The organism is Geobacter sp. (assembly GCF_030834625.1).
GTDB lineage: Bacteria > Desulfobacterota > Desulfuromonadia > Geobacterales > Geobacteraceae > Geobacter.
In genome coordinates this window covers 1-16553 of the sequence record NZ_JAUQXO010000037.1, presented here as the reverse complement: position 1 = coordinate 16553, position 16553 = coordinate 1, and the positions used below count along the sequence as shown (strand labels likewise).

Below are 16553 nucleotides of genomic sequence, written 5' to 3'. Positions count from 1 at the left end.
TGGCATATGCTGTTAACCAACCCTGAGTGTAGCATGAGGGTGCGCATACACGACGTACGCAAGCCAAGTTGCGTCGCCCGCCTCACGAGCTTTTTTCCGTGCCCAGATAGTGGCTTCGGTGATGGTCTTCCCACCTCGTAGTGAGTCATAAAACGCTTGCGTAAAGGCACGCGCCGGCTCGTCACCGACAGACCACATTGAGCTGACAAATGCTCCAGCTCCCCCACGAAGAAAAGAAGTAGAGAAACCGCCTATGCCCGTCAGACTGTAGCCAGTACGGCCCACTTGGCATGCATTCAGTACGACAATTGGACGCGGCGCATCAGGAGCAATAAAACTGGCAAATTGCCCGATCGTGCCCGCTCCGAGGTACTCAGGAATCCAATTGCCGTTTTCGACACGCCCTTCCAGCATAAGTTGCGAGTTCCTGATATCATTCACCTCTGCCATCCCATGGCCCGCATAGTGCAAAAGATCGAATTGACCCGGATTCTCGAGCAAGCTCAGAAGAGGACCTGCATGGGCTTCGAGGCGCTTCACTCCTAATTCCTTCTTCAACCACGCATACTCGTTTTCTGGCTCACGTAGGTAGTAGTCCGTGTTCTCCAGATATTTGGGCACAACAGCGTAACGCTTGTCTTTGCGGATGCGCAGTTCCAGAGGCGGCCACGGGGTGTTGTGCAGCCAACGCACAAGCCCCATCTGCCCAAGAAACCACTCTTTCGGTGGAAGCCTCCCGTCTGCGGGGTCTTTTAAGTGAATGAGTTCCCAAGGAATAAAGGGTTCGGTGGAGAAGATCTGAATGCTGTCGATCTTATCCCGATGCTGCCACAGCAGCTTCTGAATCTCAGGAGGGACGAGCACATCGAAAAGATCGCCACCCATCGCCCGCAGTTCCCGGGTGAATGCACTTACATCATCCTTATTGCTTAACCAGCGATTCTCAATTTCCCTGTAAAGAGCATTGACGTACGCGACCCTGTCGCCTTTGATAGGTTTGGACTGACCTTCAGCAGTGATAATCCCCGGGAGTTGCAGGACGAAATGGTAGGCTGGATCGCCATCGACTTTGTTTTCGTATATTTGTAGCTGGTTAAAGAGTCGCTCTGTTGCGGGCGCTTCGCCTGTTACGCTAGAAATCCGCTCGGTTCTGCGTACACCCTCCGAACGTTTTGCGACCACCTGCGCCTTCAGTTCCAGGGTCACGAGCGGAACCATCCCCTGGCGCACGACTACCCATAGCTCTCCAGAACCTATGGTTGTCGCCTTGACATCAAAGTAGACGCGCACAGGTTTGTTCGGCTCCGGCGGTTCGATCTCCACCCGGGTCTCTGCTACTGGCTGGAAGTTCTGCCGGGGAACGAGCTGCACCACGATGTTACGAGTTACATCAATCGGGGCGGAGCTGTCCGCGCGAGACTGTCCGCGACGAACTGTTTTCTCCAATTCCTCGCGGGCGATTTCGACGTTGACAGAAGTAACCTCGTTGACCACCACTTCCGCATCCATCTGAGCTGCAAAGAAATGTTTTACTGGCAATGCTTCCTGCTTCTTTGCCTCTCTAGTTGCTCCGCGTGATACAGGCACGACGGGTGCGTCTTTTTCCCGTCCTGTCTTTGTGCGAGTCGCTCCCCGGGATCCCCCCGCATCTGGCACAATTGGCGGAGAAGGCGGATCCCACGTGCGAGTCGATCCCCGGGGGCGCCCCCCACCTGGCCCATGGGGGCCAAGGCGATCCTGATGTTCCTTAATCAAAGGTATTTCGTCTGTTTTACAAATTCGATCCATAAACGGAACTGGGACGCCCTCACGACCGTTATCGCCTCTTACAAACTTGCATTGTGTCGTTTCAACTGTGTCCATCGGTATCAGGACACCGACAACTGCGTCGTCCTGCACCACTACAGCTGGCGTTCGATCTTGAGACACCTGAAGCACCTGATCGCGAAGGACTGTTTTGCAAGCGCCGCCTTCATGCAAATCCAAATAAGTTCTCAGATTTTCATCTGACTTCACAGCCAAGCGCTTGAACAAATCGTCAGAACGAAAGTAGTAAAAGTATGGTGCCTCGCGGAATTGTTCGGTACGTCGCACCACAACACTGGGTGCTGGGTGGCTCTCAATGAGCTGTCGCGCCAGTCGGACTGACATATCTGCGTCGAGACGAAGTATGTCTTGATTCACAGCCGCAGGTATCGGACGACTAGCAAAGCCGCCGATGTCGATCCAACGTGCCCCACGATGTTCGAGGCTTCGCGGATCTCCGAGGTTAAACCATTTGGATAGCGCCTGGCAGACGTCTGGTTGGATGAAGTAGTTCGTGTGATATACGCGCCCGTTAGTGCCAAAATTGAGAACATCGCCGATAATGCCACCCATTTGGGGATTACCGTAAACCATGGATGCAGTATCGACTACCAGATCATTGGCTACCCCCATCAACTCATCGACAAGTCGGTCTGCGAGTGCCTGCTTGAGCTTGCCCGGAAGTTCCTTGGCTGATTCCATATCCAGGAGATTCGCCTCGAAGTCCGACAGAACAGCAAAGCTTTCCACCAGTTGTTGAGTCGGTTGCCCCGGTTGACTACGATTTAACCCGTTCACAAAATCGCCGTCGGGCTCCATCGCCGCAAGACCGGGCACTTGTTGAGATGTAACTGCGGTGGAGGCCAATGCCTTCACAAAAACCCCTACCCCCCGGAGCAGTCCGTTCAGAAGATCCGATGCCAAGGCCACTGGTGGCGCAAAAAGTTCCACAACCCGCATCGAGGCGATTGCGAGATTCGTATAGAGATCGACAAAGACGCGCCAGTTGTCAGGTTCCGCAAGATGGGTCCCAGCATTGGCGCACGCGACGAAGACGCATCGATCAAACTTCGCGTTCCAGGTATCCGATGGCAACAACTGCTCGACCAGGCACCGATACACAAGTCCGCCCCGACTGTGACAGATCGCATCAAAATGAATAGGAAATGGACTCTCGAGTTTTTTCAGGTAATCCAACAGCGCCTCGGCGTTTTCCCGTGGATCTTCGCTCAACGTCCGATGGTCGAATCCCAGGACCAGGTCATACCCTCGCTTGGCCGCCCTGAGAAACTCCACACCAGCAGGGGTGACTCCTAGGGCACCATACCCTCCCTTGGTGCTGCTGAAGGTGCCGTGAATCAAGAGAAGGATACGCGCAGGACGATTTGCGGGCAGTTCTAAGGTCTCCACAGAGGGGATCCTTTTCCACCTGCTCGGTTCTCTGTCATCGACGAAGATGAGGCCCGGCTCCACGTCTCGTTCAAGGTGCTTGACGACCTCGCTGGCCACGAACTTTGCGGCAAACTTCAAGACAACGGCAGTGACTGCGCGATATATAATGTCATCGAAGAAGCCGCGGCGGCTCTTTCGACGTTCAGCGATGCTGCTGCCATGGACGTCTACGGTGAAAGTCACCCGCTTTCCTGCACGACCGGCGGCGCCGCGTTTGCGCTGTGGCGGTGCAGGTTGTTCGGTGACGTGGCCAAAAGACCACGAGTAGACGCCATCCTGCTCCAGCAGCAGGACGGCGTTCTCGTCAGGGCCCAGGTCGACTTCAACCGAAACCGGTTGGACCTCGGGAACTGTCGTCGGTGCGGCACGACGTTTGCCATCTGCCGTTGCCGGCTCTTGCGTCGGGGAAAGCACAACCGTGTCGACGATTGTCAGGTCAAGTGCTGTGAGCGCCTTTTTCAAGGCTTTGGTCATTTCTGAAGTTGTTTCCGCGTTGGGGCCGAGCGGGACAGGTCCCATCGGGCGCGGGCCGCGAGTGCCTTGATGGCCACGAGAAAAACGCGGTGCAGAAACTTCGTAGGTACTGGGTATGGTAACCCGAACTCCACTGTTGCGAACTAGAGTTTCCATTATTTCCCCTCCTTGCATTAGCAAATAAGAGCGACCCCGTTACTCAGCCGATTTGTATCGTAGGAATGGACACCTCACTTGCTGCTACAGGATTCATAATCGGTAATAGTGTTACTTGAATATAGTCTGTATTCCCGCCCATTTGTTCGAAGAGACGTGAGCATTCATAGTTTCACACTGATATGCCGATCGAATATATGTGTTCTAGTGTTCGTCGCGCGGCAGTTCTGGCAGACCGATCGGAAGCATCAAGAAATCCAGCAATCGCCCGAATATCCTCTGCATCCAGCCGACTGCCGAGCAAGCCGAGTACCTCGGTCGAGGCCATCTGCACGGAATAGTCCTTGTCACCAAGCAAGGCAACAAGCTCATGCACTACCTGCGCATCCATCTGATCGTTAATCTTGCCAAGCGCATGGGCCGCAGCGCGTCGCACGGAAACGTTCTCGTCACTAAGCAGCGCCACAAGGTTATTCACAGCGTCTGCATCCAGCCGATCGCCAAACTTTCCGAGCGCTTGAACCACAGCGCATCGCACGGAAGCGTTCTCGTCACTGAGCAGCGCCACAAGGTTATTCACAGCGTCTGCATCTAGTCGATCGCTAAGCTTGCCGAGCGATTGGGCCGCAGCCTGTCGCACGTAAGAGTTCTCGTCGCCAAGCAGGGCCACAAGCTCATGCAAAGACTCTGCATCCAGTCGATCACCCAGTTCACCGAACACTCCTGCAACGGCCCGCCGCACAGAAAAGTCCCTATCGCCAAACAAGGCCACAAGCGCGCACACTGCCTCTGCATCCAGCCGATCGCCCAGTTTTCCCAGCGACTCGACTACGGCCGTACGAACGGGAAAATCCCTGTCGCTAAGCATACCCCGAAGCTTGCCCATCACCTCTTCATCCAGCCGATCGCCGAGCTTTACCAACGCCTTGACTGCGGCCGTACGAACAGAAAAGTCTTTATCGCCAAGCAGGGCCAGAAACTTGAGGATCACCTCTTTGTCCAGTCGATCGCCGAGCGAAGCGAGCGCATCTACCGCGGCACGCCGCACGGAAAAATGCCTGTCACTAAGCAGGGTCAGAAGCTTGCGTACCACCTCTTTATTCATCCGATCGCCGAGCAGGCCGATCACCTCAGTCGCGGCCTTACGCACTAAATAGTACTCGTCTTCAAGCAAAGTCAGGAGCTCACGCACCGCCTCCACATCCAGCAGATTGACGTGCGATCCGAGCGCCGTGATAGTGGCTTCCCGAACGTTAGAGTACTTGTCACCAAGCCGAGCCAAAAGTGCGCGCACCGCTTCCGGAGCTAGCCGATCACCGAGCGAACCGAGCGCTTGGACCGCAGCCCGACGCACGGAGGAATTCTCGTCGCAAACTAAGCCCACAAGCTCATCCACAGCCTCTGCTGCATCCTGCCGTTCGACAAGCCTGCTGAGCGCTCGGACTGCATTCTGCCTCACGAATGAGTCCTTATGGTGAAGTAGACTCACAAGTTTATGCACGACCCCCGCCTCCAGCCGGTCGCTGATCAAGCCGAGTGCATTGGCTGCGGCCGAACCGAAAAATAAAAAGCTCGAGTCCCTAATCAGATCCACGAGCTTATACATCGCCTCTGCTTCCAATCGATCACCGAGCAAACCGAGCAACCAAGCCGCGGTTTCCCGCACGGTAGGGTTCTCGTCGCCAAGCAGGGCCACAAACTCCCGCACCATCTCCGCATCTAGCCGTTCGCTGATCGAACCGAGCAAAAGAACAACTGTCTGTCGCACAAAATAGTTCTCGTCACGCAGCCAAGCCAAAACATCGCAAGTTTCCAGCTCTTGGCCCAAACCAACCAACGCGGTGATGGCCGCCTCGCGAAATGGCTCTTTTTCTGCAAGCTCCAACAACTGCTCCTTGATGGTTTGAATGATTACCGGAGTTGGTGTTTTAATCTCCGGGACACAGCGCGCGGCAAGGAAGAGATTGGAGTGAATGACGTTGTCAGGCTCGGCAAGGATCCGCTGAATGATCGGCTCCCCCAATAGTCCAGCAAGAAATCGGATAACCTCCGCCCACTTCGGGTGCCAACGCTCCGTGAGAATGCGATTGATCTCCTCGGGCTTGTCGGCTGCGTACTGGGCGGCAAGGAATTCCTGAAACGACTGGTGGGTGAAGAAAAGGGCCTCCTCTCCACGGTCGAGCACCCGATTCACGAGACCAAAGGTGGTGAGGTCCTTGAGCGAGACCCGCGCATCCTCCGGATAGAGCTTGGCCGGCACCTTCTGGATCTTGGGCTCTACGTCCGCCAAGGCGAGAAATGCGAAGTCCTTGAGCTGAGATTTGATCTTGCGGGAGAGGTCCGGTTCGTCGTGATAGCGCGGCCGGTTCGGCTCGTGCTCAGCCAGGATGTGCTCGACAAACTTTCCGTAGAGCTCCGTCCGTGTTACCGCCTCCTTGAGCTTCCCGGCAACCGCCAGCTCACGCACCATGGAGGCGAGCAACGGCACCTGGGCAAGATCAGGCGCCAGTGCGCAGACGCTTTTAACCTGGGAATACCGCTCCCCGAAGTAGCGGCGCTGATCCTGGGGAGAGAAGGGCTTCAGGCGCAGGAACTCTAGCTTCGGATCGTTTTCGATCGCCAGCACCGCCGAGGGGCGAGAGGTGATCAGCACCGGCATCTTCCCCGTGGTTGTGAAGGCGATCTCGGCAAGTTTAGAGGGCATTCCTCGGATCTGGTCCAGACCGTCGAAGAGAAACACGAACCGCTTTTCTTTCTCCGCCTGCTCGAAGAAGTCATTGCGATCGACGGCGAGAACGTCGGCTGCAACGTCCTCAAGTCGGCCAGCAAGCACAGCTCTTAGATCCATTCCGCTCTTGGGATCAATCCTCTCCAGATCCTGGCAACTCATTAACCACGGCACCACGCGCGTGCGGCGCACAAGTTCGGCGGTCAACCAGTAAACGAAGACGGTCTTGCCCATCCCCACATCCGAGCTCAAGATATAGCTCTGTCGCGGGGGGAGTAGGCGCTTCGGCTCGAATGCATTCCATGTACGGCCATGCTCGTACGCCTTCGCCTCTTCCCCAGCTTCCTGCTCCTGCCGCTCCGAGATTACACCGCAGTCCAGATTCAGCGGGATGAAGGGGGCATGGTGCATCTTCTCCTCGAGCTTCGCGTGCGCCTCTTCGCCCAGGCGCGTACGGATCTGCTCGAAAACATCATGGACGACCCGCAGCTCGGGCCACCCCTCGAACAGAGGACGGAGCGGCACGATGAAGGCCTGGGTTGCCCGGTGCTTGGCGTAGACCAACCCGATCACTTTCTGGAGGCGCTGATCGACGACGGGAGCGCCGCTGTAGCCCCCATCCACGTTCTTGAGATTGAGTCCCGTAATCGGATATGACTCGAGCCCTTTAATCGGAGTGGGGGTTAGTGCTCCCATGCTCCCCCTGAATCCGATCCCGGACTCGTCGAACTGGCCAGCGGGGTAGCCGAAGCTGTGCAACTCGTCACCCAGTTGCACGCGCCAGTACACATCCAGCGGCAGATGGGGCCAAGGAGAAGTCTCGTCTGGTTGACGGCGATGGAGCTTCAGTACCGCCAGATCAGCCCCCCGTACCGAGCAGTCAAGGCACAGGTCAGCCTTGATGCAGCTTCCCTGATAGTAAACCTCGCCGGTTTCACATCCAGCCTTGCGCCACGTTTCAATGACGTGCCAGCAGGTAAGGACGTAGCCCTCGGGATGGCAAAGGAAACCGGTTCCTTCAACCTCTCCGGCAGGGTTCAACACCTGAACCAAATAATGTCGGAGATCGCCGATCTCTCCTCTCATCTCTGGGTACCTTCCGTCTGAGCAGCGTGAAGCTCACTAAATAGGTAATAATATCTAAGCGTTGGATAAACTTTAGAATCTATCAATACGTAGTCAAGCGATGATGGCAAGAAATAGCGCTGAGAGAGGCTCGACACAGAACGTTGAAAGATTGGCCGAAACCTCTAAGGTGGCAATTTATGCTACCTTTTCAAAAATCATGATGGAGGCCGTCTGTTTTTGCCTCTTTGGCAGCCTTGGCCTTTTCTGCTCTTACGAAGTCGTACGCAGCTTTTTTCATTTTTTTTACCACTACTTGAACGGCAAGGTAGTTATCGACGCCAAAAATATTTCTTACATCAATTGCCACTTTCGAGACGATCGGTATTACCCCCCCGGCACGATATGCATTGACATATCGCGTGAAAATATGTCGTTGCATGGGCCCGCGGTCAGGTCTCGCTGCCTCTTCGAGCAACTTTTCTCTTCGCGGCTTTGGGAATTCGCGAATCTGCGCACGTAGTGCGTCAGCTTGAAGCCACATTTTGCGGTACTTGAACAAAAATTCATGATCTGACTCAGTATTGCCCTTTTCTGTAATGATTCCCTTACGTATCATGTACTCTATGACGCGTACGGGAAGGTCGTATGTTTTTGATAACACTGAAGCTAATGTCTTTTTTTTCATTTTGGTATCCTTCTTAGCGCTGGGTTCTTGGCATTATTTTTATCAGCACAGGTAGCTGTAGCGACGTGAACCATTGCGATTTAATAGAGTATGTGCAATGGTGCAACAAATTCGTCCAATGTCGTGATAGTTTGCCCCAACGACGCGACACAACATGCTATATGGAGCCATGACGCAATCTGGAAGGCAATGGCACAGCACGATACTACATTGTCAGCCATGATTGTTGCATGTCACGACTTGACACGTTGTGCCACATTCTTGTTTGTGGACCATGACGAATCAGTGCCTATGATTAATTTCCGTGGGAATCCGCAGCGAGGACGATGAAGCAGAATTTGGGGGGGGAGATAGTGGAACGGTGTAGCGACTTGCTCACAAGTTACTTTAGTTGTCGGAACTCATCCATAGCACACGCAACCATTTGATATGTAAGAGCTATTCTTTTGGGCTGAGCCAGAATGTGGTGGTTAAAAAAGAAAATGATCTCATTTCCTCACACACCTCTATTGATTCTTTAGAATCTTATTAAGGTTGTCGGAACTCACTTGTTGGAATTGCCAAAAAATTAACCAGCCGGCTCTAAGAAAATTCCCTTAAGCTTGTAACGTATTCTGACAAAGATCATTTGGAATCAAGCGAAAAAGCGACTCGGCAAAGGCCCTGCGATGAACGGGGAGAGAAAAAGGACCGCCAACATCCAATGTTCTTATTTCGATCCCCTTCTGCTCAGCAATCAGCAGAGGATCATTGTGTTCGTACCCGGCGACTATCTCTGGCAAACTTCCCCACCGCGGATATAAAATGACAGTCAAGGCAGATCCATATTCCTTCCCGTAGGCATACATTTGATAGATATCCGCCTGGCTAACGCCGGCATGGGGCTTGTTCAGATCCAGGCGCTTCCATTTGGTATCGATAAGGCAAACCAGTTCGTCCCTCCGGTAAACCCCGATATCCGGTCGGAGATGGAAACGTGGCTTTCCTCTTTGCGTCAATAGGCTGCGGCCACCGAGTTGCGCTATAACCGCCAATTTGGTCCCCGCCAGAGCGGTTTTCATTTCGGCGGCGACAAACCGCTCGAACACCTCGTTCATGTCGAACATCAGCGAGTAGACCTGCCGGCCATCGCCGCCGGTCTCCGGTGACGTACTCTGTAAAATCAGCCTCGCCATGTTGATCAGCAATTCATACCGAAAATGTTGCCGACTGACCTGCAACTGCTCCGCTTCCTGGTTTGAGAATTCCCAGTCCGACACATCAGCGAATTCCATCAGCAACCCTCTCGCCTTACGTACCACCAGATCGCTCATCCGCTGCCTGGCACAGCACCGTAACCCTGCCTTGAGCAAGCGAGAGAGCGGACTGTCCATGGTAAACTCGTCCGCGGCAGTGAAAAAGCGCTGCTGCTGAATCAGGTTGTGTCGCTGCTGCTGAGGGAAAAGAAGTTTTCCACGTAGGTAGGCTCGATTTTCTTCCTCGGCGAGGTATTCCTTGATGGGCCCTCGCTGCCACTCGCGGGCCAGATGGTCTACATACAGATCCAGAAACGCCGCCAGCAAAGGACGCTGGGGGTCGGCAAGCCTGGCGATATCCGCAGGCTCTATCGGCACCATCCCGGCCCGGGACACCATCCAGAGCAGGTTTTCCCTGGTCCGGCGGGCGTCGAGGGGGCCAGCAGGGTCGTCAATTTTTGGGATCACCTCCAGACAGCGTCGGCCCACCCCCAAGGTTCCCACCCAGTTCGTCCCCTGGATGCTCCGATAGCCGAGCTTCAGCAGTTCCCTCCCCGATTTCGCCTGAAAGCGCTCAATGGCCGCAACATCCCCTGCCCCGACAGTGCGGGCATGACTGTCCCATTGCGGGCCAACGGGGATGCGCTCGAACTCTTTCAATTGAAGGGTGTGGTCAAAAGCCGGCATCAGAAGCCATCATAAATCTTGATAATGGAATCGGGTTCAATCTGAACCGGGATCTCGTAAAGCCTCCGCTGCGCCATAGCGTCGGCATGGCCAAGCAGGGTGTGGACCTTGGGCATCCGGTAACTAATAATAGCGTTGTCCTTCGCCTTGGGCCGACCGTCGACATCAAGGGACTCATCCAGATCGGCCAGGACCATCTGCACCTTTTCCCAGTCGTTGTAAAAATATTCCTGCAACAGCGGAATGATACGGTTCAGGAAGACCTGCTCGAGTTGCTGATAATTCTCAATACCCATGAAGTACGCATGGCCGATCTGATGGTCGCGGTCGTAAAGGAACTCAATACGGTCATTCATCGCCTCCAACAGCTTTTCCAGGTCGATGCTGCTTGGGCCATCGGGCACCGGCACACTCTTCTTGCTCAGAAGATTGGGGCGGGGCATCAACTCCCTGAAATCGAAACGGCGCCGCAGAGCCGTATCGAGCAGGGCAATACTCCTGTCGGCCGTATTCATGGTGCCGATGAGATGCAGATTATCCGGGACCCCAAACCGAGGAGCTTCGAGCGACTGGGTATGGGTGTAAGGCAAACGAATGCGGATGCCGCCTTCCCATGCCTGCGACTCTTCGTTCCACCGCATCCGCTTATCGGGCTCCAGCAAAGTTATCAACTCACCGAACACCTTGGAGATGTTGGCGCGATTGATTTCGTCGATAAACAGTGCGTAGCTGTGATACGGATCATTGATCGCCTTGGCTACCATCTGCTTGAAGATGCCGTCATGCACCTGGTAGGTCAGGCCACCCTCCCCATCGACGTCGACGACCGGCTTGATCCCTTCGACAAACTCCTCATAGGCATAGCTTTGATGGAAGGTGATAAATTCGTAGCGCTGAACCCGTTGGGGATGAGTCTCGAATGATTTGATCCTCTGAAGGAGCTCACTAATATCGGGGGAGAGCTCCTCTACCAGCTTGTGATCAATTGACCAGGTGCTGTTCTGATCTTTGAAAAAGACCAAAGGGTCTTGCCGCTTTTCATAATTAACATTCGGGCAGTCGCGAACCGTGTGGCCCTGAAGCGTTGCCCAAATAGACTGCATGGGGTGCTTGTGGGAACTGAGCTGATGCTTGACCTGCACCACTTCATGCCTGTAGATATCGGCAACTTTGGCCTGCCTCAAATTCAGCAGAGCCAAGGCGACAGCCTGAAACCACGTCAGAGAGCCTGCCATTTCGGCAATGAAACCTTGCCGAGTCTGGGGCTGGTTATCTTCGATAAATTGCGGATAATACTCTTTTCCCAGCTCGTAGGTCTTTCCCGTCCCAGGAGGGCCGTAAAGGATGAGGTTGAGCGGAATGTTGACTCGATTCATTTTCGTCGACAGATCAAGTTCGGTGTCAGGGATATGGTCTGCGCTTAGATCGGGACTCTCCTCTTTCAGCTGTAGCTCGGTCAAGTCCTGAACAGTCCAGAAGAAACTATGTATGTCGATCATATCTCGGGGATGCCAGTCCGATAACTGCTCCCTGACACGGTTCATGATCTGAAGGGTCCGCTGGTATTCGGCTGCGGTCAAGCGGTAACCGCTACCTAACGGCTTCTCTCCAATGTTCCGTAGAAAGCGGTCGAAGATTCGAGGTTTGATGAAAAAGTGGACCTGCGGGTTCCACACGAAGAGAAAAAACGTTGGAAATATCTTGGTCAAACTTGGCGGGCAGTCATGTGCATTGAACCAGTCAAGCATCCGTCCCAGGCTATCACTGACTTCGGGGCCGGCAGCCGCTTCGCGCAACAATTCATGGAGCAAGGCCATAAACTGCCGAGTCTGGGTATCATCACTGAGAATTTCATCGAAAAAAGTCGCATTGTCACGCCAGCCGGCCAGGTTCTGGACCATGTCCACACCCGGAAGTTTGCCGCGCAGGAGTCGGCCTAACAGCTCCCGGAAACTAACCGGGGAAAGTCCATCGATCTCGCCCTGAACCCATTCATCGAGCATTTCATGGGCCATCGCCGATAAAGCGACCTTGTAGTTGTATTCCTGTTCGAGATAATCCCGTCCCGGATTTTGAAAGTCGACAAAATCAGGGAGCTGCTGCTTGAAAATTGCTTTGAGCTTTTCAATCACGGCTCTCTCCCCTCAACCAGGTTCAATGCCTCCAGCGCACTATATCGATCTTCAGTTATCAACCGATCCTCCTTTGGTCCTGACTATTATCTCGGGGACCTAACCTGGGGCGCCTACACCCTCCATTGTTGCGAAGACGATCTTCAATCGATGGGCAATCTGGCCCCCTGAACCTACATCCAAAATCGCTGCAAGCTGTTCAATCTGCGCCGGTAGCTTTCTCTCAACCACTAAGAGTGCGCTTGCATTAGGAAGCGCACCTAAAGCCTTCTGCTCGGTCTGAATCCATATAATTCCTGAATAACGTGCAAGAGCACAACGACAGGCTTTATATGCCGCTTGTTGAACATTTATTCAATCACCCTACAAGTTGATTAACCCGCAGGAATGTTTCAAACTCGTCCGTTGCTGGTGGCGTAGGCAGGTTCAATCTAGCAATTAGCTGTTTGATTTGATTCTTCTTTTTTGATAAATCTGTTTTTAGAGTGTACCGTCTCTGATGTTTCTCAAGCCAATATGCTTTGAAAACTTCTTCTGCGAGCTTGGATCGAGACAGCTCTGCATCTAATGTCACTATAATTTTTAAAATGATATCACAGAAACCGACAACACCCCTTAACGATAAACTGACAGGCGCACCCACGGTGACAGGTGTGTGTAAAGGAACTTCTGTTACTCCAAGGTCAGTAGTTGTTGCAATGGTGGAAAATTCAGCGTACGCATCAGCAGTCTTACGGTCAGCAAAAGAGCCATTATGTGTAATAGAATTGCGGCACTCCTTGAAGTATCGATAACATTTCATCAGATTGTCTAGAATTGGCTTGCTATTTCTACTATGTCCTGACAATTGAGAATACAATCCGTTAACAAGCATAGTCGATTCTGTGGCTGTTATGCTGTCAATGGCGCCCCATATACCTTTTTTATTTCCGCTTGCATCAGTTGCTGTTGGAAATTGAAGTTGGTTTTCTAAGTCTTTTGAATAGCGCCCAAGATCTTCGAGAACGCGTTTCAGGTATGACTCGTGAAGTGCAAAAATATTAATAAGCAAGAACTTTGCAAACTGCTCTTGTTGCTGTTCCCAAGAAAGATCAACGCAAGCTCTTTTCAAATTTGCACCATGAATTCCACTACCAATAACAAAACGATTTGAAAGCTCATGCACTGTAGCTTGGGGCCGAATGCGAAGATATCCATCCACTTGCCACCTTAGATTCCACATCGCCGTCGCAGTCGGCCACAGAAAGTCAAACAGACTCGTCACTTCGTTGAATGTCTCCCGACTCGGTCGAAAATACAGATAATTCCTCATTTATATCCTTCCCGTTCAACTCTCTGTTTAGCGAACATAGGTTATGGTCTTTCCATTTTTCGCGCACCAAACCAGAATTGGCAAACTTGCCCGAGCAGTTCGTTCAGTCCAGCGGTCTCCTTGCAGACATTCAGGCAAGGCATCTTGATCCTCCGATTGCGAAAAGGTATTGCTATTTATGAGGGCATACATCACCAAGGCAGATTCCAGCCGGTGGGCATTTCCATTTCTTTTCAATCTTTGTTGCTGTATCTGGTGGAGCTGGAATCTCTAACGAGTGATATTTTCTATTTTTAAATTCCTGGATATTTTCTATTTCAATGAAAGCCATTAACGCCTGCTGTCCATGCAAGTGAAAAACTTGTCTTTCATTCGGGTTGCTGTAAGGAACATAAGCATTACTACCGCCGTAATAGCCGTTATTTGCAATAACAACCATTTGAAACATGTGATACTGAAGAGCAACAGCCATCTGGTCGAAAGTTTTCACATCTTTATTGTAGGCGCAAACTGCAAAAAGGTCAGATTCATCTCGCAGATCGCAAGCCAGTCGAATATCGGTCGCATCATAACAAACAGCCCCTGAAAGCCAAAAGGGCTCCTTGCCCTTCTGCGTCGACCATGGGTAACCCACTAACCACTGACAAGGGCGAAAACCTTGAATTCGAGGCACTGGATGATTTTTTCGCTTTTCATTCGGCGCAAGATTCAACTTTCCCTGCCGCCGGCGAAGCACCTCTAGGCCTTTTTCTTTTGACCAGACTGGAATTACCCAAAGGGCTGAATTAACAAGAGGCTCCCCTGAAAAAAGCTCCTCATAAGTCAACCCGGCCAGAATAATGGTTCCGTTCGCTCTTGCAAATGGGACCAAGTGTGTTTCGACATCGTTAGGATGCACTGAAAGTTCCGGCAGGATGAGCAGATCAATGGCACCATCAGAAGCTTTATGAGACTCTCGCAGATTGAGCATTCGCTTTATTGCCGCAAACGCTGCCGAGAGATGTTGACGATGGCGTTTTCGGAGGGCAGGGTCAGATAAAGTGAGATAAGTTGCTGTATTAAAGTCATCTGGACTCGGGACGACTGTTTGAACCACGCAAACCCGGAGGGGTCTGGTAAAAATACCTTTCTGGGGTGGCCTTTTGGGCCAATTGGGTGTGAGAGGCAGCATAAGAGTTTCCGACATCCCTCCAATCTTCCCCTGAAGAGTTTGAATGCGACTTCGAATTAAATTCAGTGTACTTTCAAGCCCGCCATTTATTTGCGAAGCAAATTTAGTGGAACGACAGCCAGGCCACCGTAACAGAGCGTAAAGAAATTGTTCTGTCCAGTCAGAGATTGGCAACCAATCGGCCCCAAAAGCCGTGTATCCGCTATGGAGCCCGTAAATTCTTTTAAACCAATGACTCTGAGGAATTCTGTAAATAGGTGAGTTTTCCTTCCATGAAACAGGTTCACGAGATTTAGAAAAATCATGTTGCCCTGTCAAAATGAAACGAAGAAGGTACCCAAGCTGAATTCTCCAGCGCATTTCTTCATGGCACCACTTCGGAACTCCATATAAACCTTTCGCCGCTTTAAGTTTATTTTGCTTAATCTCTACTGTTCCAATCAAAGGTACAGGTTTGATTTCGTCAACTGAAAGATAAACATCAGCCGGTGTAACTACTTCCGGTTTTACCTCTTTCCACTGAACAAGAAATTTTTCAGCAAAAGAAAGTAAAGTCAGCTCATTGCCGAGTTTGCTTCGGCCTGATTCAGGTTTACTAATAACTAATTCTGATAGCGAAATAATGCCACTAACGGGAGATGAATATTCGTTCAAAGATAATTCATGGCGAATTCTTGGGTTCAAAGAAGAAATTTTCTGAGGATATTTTTCAAAAATCTCTACCGCAAAGGAGGGATCTCTTTCTGCGATAAATCTGGCTCGATAAGGGTTCAGTTCGTTGCCTGCCAACTGAACCGGTTCATTGGCTTTCTTGAACGATCTTCGAGCAAGGATTGCATTAATAGCAAAATCCTTTTCAGTGAGACCATTGAATTTTCCGCATAAATAGCGAATAAGTTCGCGATAATGTTTCGTCTCACTGCTTCTGCCTTGCCGAAATTCGTTCCCGGCCTTCGGTGAATAGGCAGCAAGGAAAAGGAGAATCTGCTGCTGCAAATACCAGGGCAGTGAGCCAAAGTTTTCCCGGAGCAACCTCTGCGCCTCGCTCAACAGGGCGTCGCGAAACTCTCGTAAATCCACAGCGTCAGGCAAACTCTCGTCATCGCGGACGAATCCTGTCTCCGTCGCCCCAGCTCTGAAAATCTCAGCAAGACAATACCAAGCAATACGGCGCGGGGCATCGCGCCCTCCCCCTTTCGAGGTATATTGCCCAAGAAGTTCGAGAATTTTCTCAAGAATTTCTTTTGCCGGCCACAGGTCCAATCCAATGCGAAGCAATCGGACGTTTGATGGATCTTCAACCCAGTTTTCAATAAGTCCCAAGGCAAACGATCTCGCATCGTCATCTAATTCCGCTTGCGATTTTCTTTCATCTGCTGCGCCAAGCTCATCGTTAATGAATTCTTCATCTAAGTTCTCCCGGTCCTTCTCACCTCTAACACCGGAATCCAGCAATGGACGTAGAGACCGGAAAGTCGTCCTAAATCGACCGGCTGCAAAACGAGCTATGACGTATCCTGAAGACAATGGACACTCCCACTTGGTAAACTACCGAGAGGGAGGGGAACATGAAGAAGCAGCAACGTTACACGCCAGAGTTTCGAGCAGAGGCGGTCAAACTGGTAACAGAGCAAGGGCTGTCCCAAA

General features: G+C 52.1%; 8 protein-coding genes. 1 reads left to right on the top strand and 7 read right to left on the bottom strand.

All coding sequences use genetic code 11. From position 1 onward, the window contains the following. Nucleotides 1–12 precede the first annotated feature (12 nt). From RCH91_RS10080 to RCH91_RS10050, 7 genes are all read right to left on the bottom strand, one after another. A complete protein-coding gene (locus RCH91_RS10080; RefSeq protein ID WP_306534706.1) occupies nt 13–3888 on the bottom strand; it encodes a CHAT domain-containing protein in 3876 nt (1291 codons plus the stop codon). A 172-nt stretch (nt 3889–4060) separates the two neighbouring features. Then, nucleotides 4061–7702, bottom strand: a complete 3642-nt coding sequence (locus RCH91_RS10075) for a HEAT repeat domain-containing protein (RefSeq protein ID WP_306534704.1) — start codon at nt 7700–7702, stop codon at nt 4061–4063. 190 nt (nt 7703–7892) lie between these two features. Beyond that, on the bottom strand, nt 7893–8369 hold the full coding sequence (locus RCH91_RS10070; RefSeq protein ID WP_306534702.1) for a hypothetical protein: 477 nt from the start codon (nt 8367–8369) through the stop codon (nt 7893–7895). Nucleotides 8370–8965: 596 nt separating this feature from the next. After that, the gene (locus RCH91_RS10065; RefSeq protein ID WP_306534700.1) at nt 8966–10291 is read right to left on the bottom strand and encodes an McrC family protein; all 1326 of its coding nucleotides are present in this window, start codon (nt 10289–10291) and stop codon (nt 8966–8968) included. After that, nucleotides 10291–12423: an AAA family ATPase gene (locus tag RCH91_RS10060; RefSeq protein WP_306534699.1), complete on the bottom strand. Its 2133-nt coding sequence runs from the start codon at nt 12421–12423 to the stop codon at nt 10291–10293. The genes RCH91_RS10065 and RCH91_RS10060 overlap by 1 nt, the downstream gene beginning before the upstream one ends. A 358-nt stretch (nt 12424–12781) precedes the next feature. Next, nucleotides 12782–13687, bottom strand: coding sequence for a hypothetical protein (locus tag RCH91_RS10055; RefSeq protein ID WP_306534697.1), 906 nt, complete (start codon nt 13685–13687; stop codon nt 12782–12784). Nucleotides 13688–13907: 220 nt separating this feature from the next. Continuing rightward, on the bottom strand, nt 13908–16433 hold the full coding sequence (locus tag RCH91_RS10050) for a hypothetical protein (RefSeq protein WP_306534696.1): 2526 nt from the start codon (nt 16431–16433) through the stop codon (nt 13908–13910). A 41-nt stretch (nt 16434–16474) separates the two neighbouring features. Here RCH91_RS10050 and RCH91_RS10045 point away from each other — a divergent pair. Then, nucleotides 16475–16553, top strand: a 79-nt coding sequence (locus tag RCH91_RS10045) for a transposase (RefSeq protein WP_306534530.1), incomplete at its 3' end; no start/stop codon positions are given.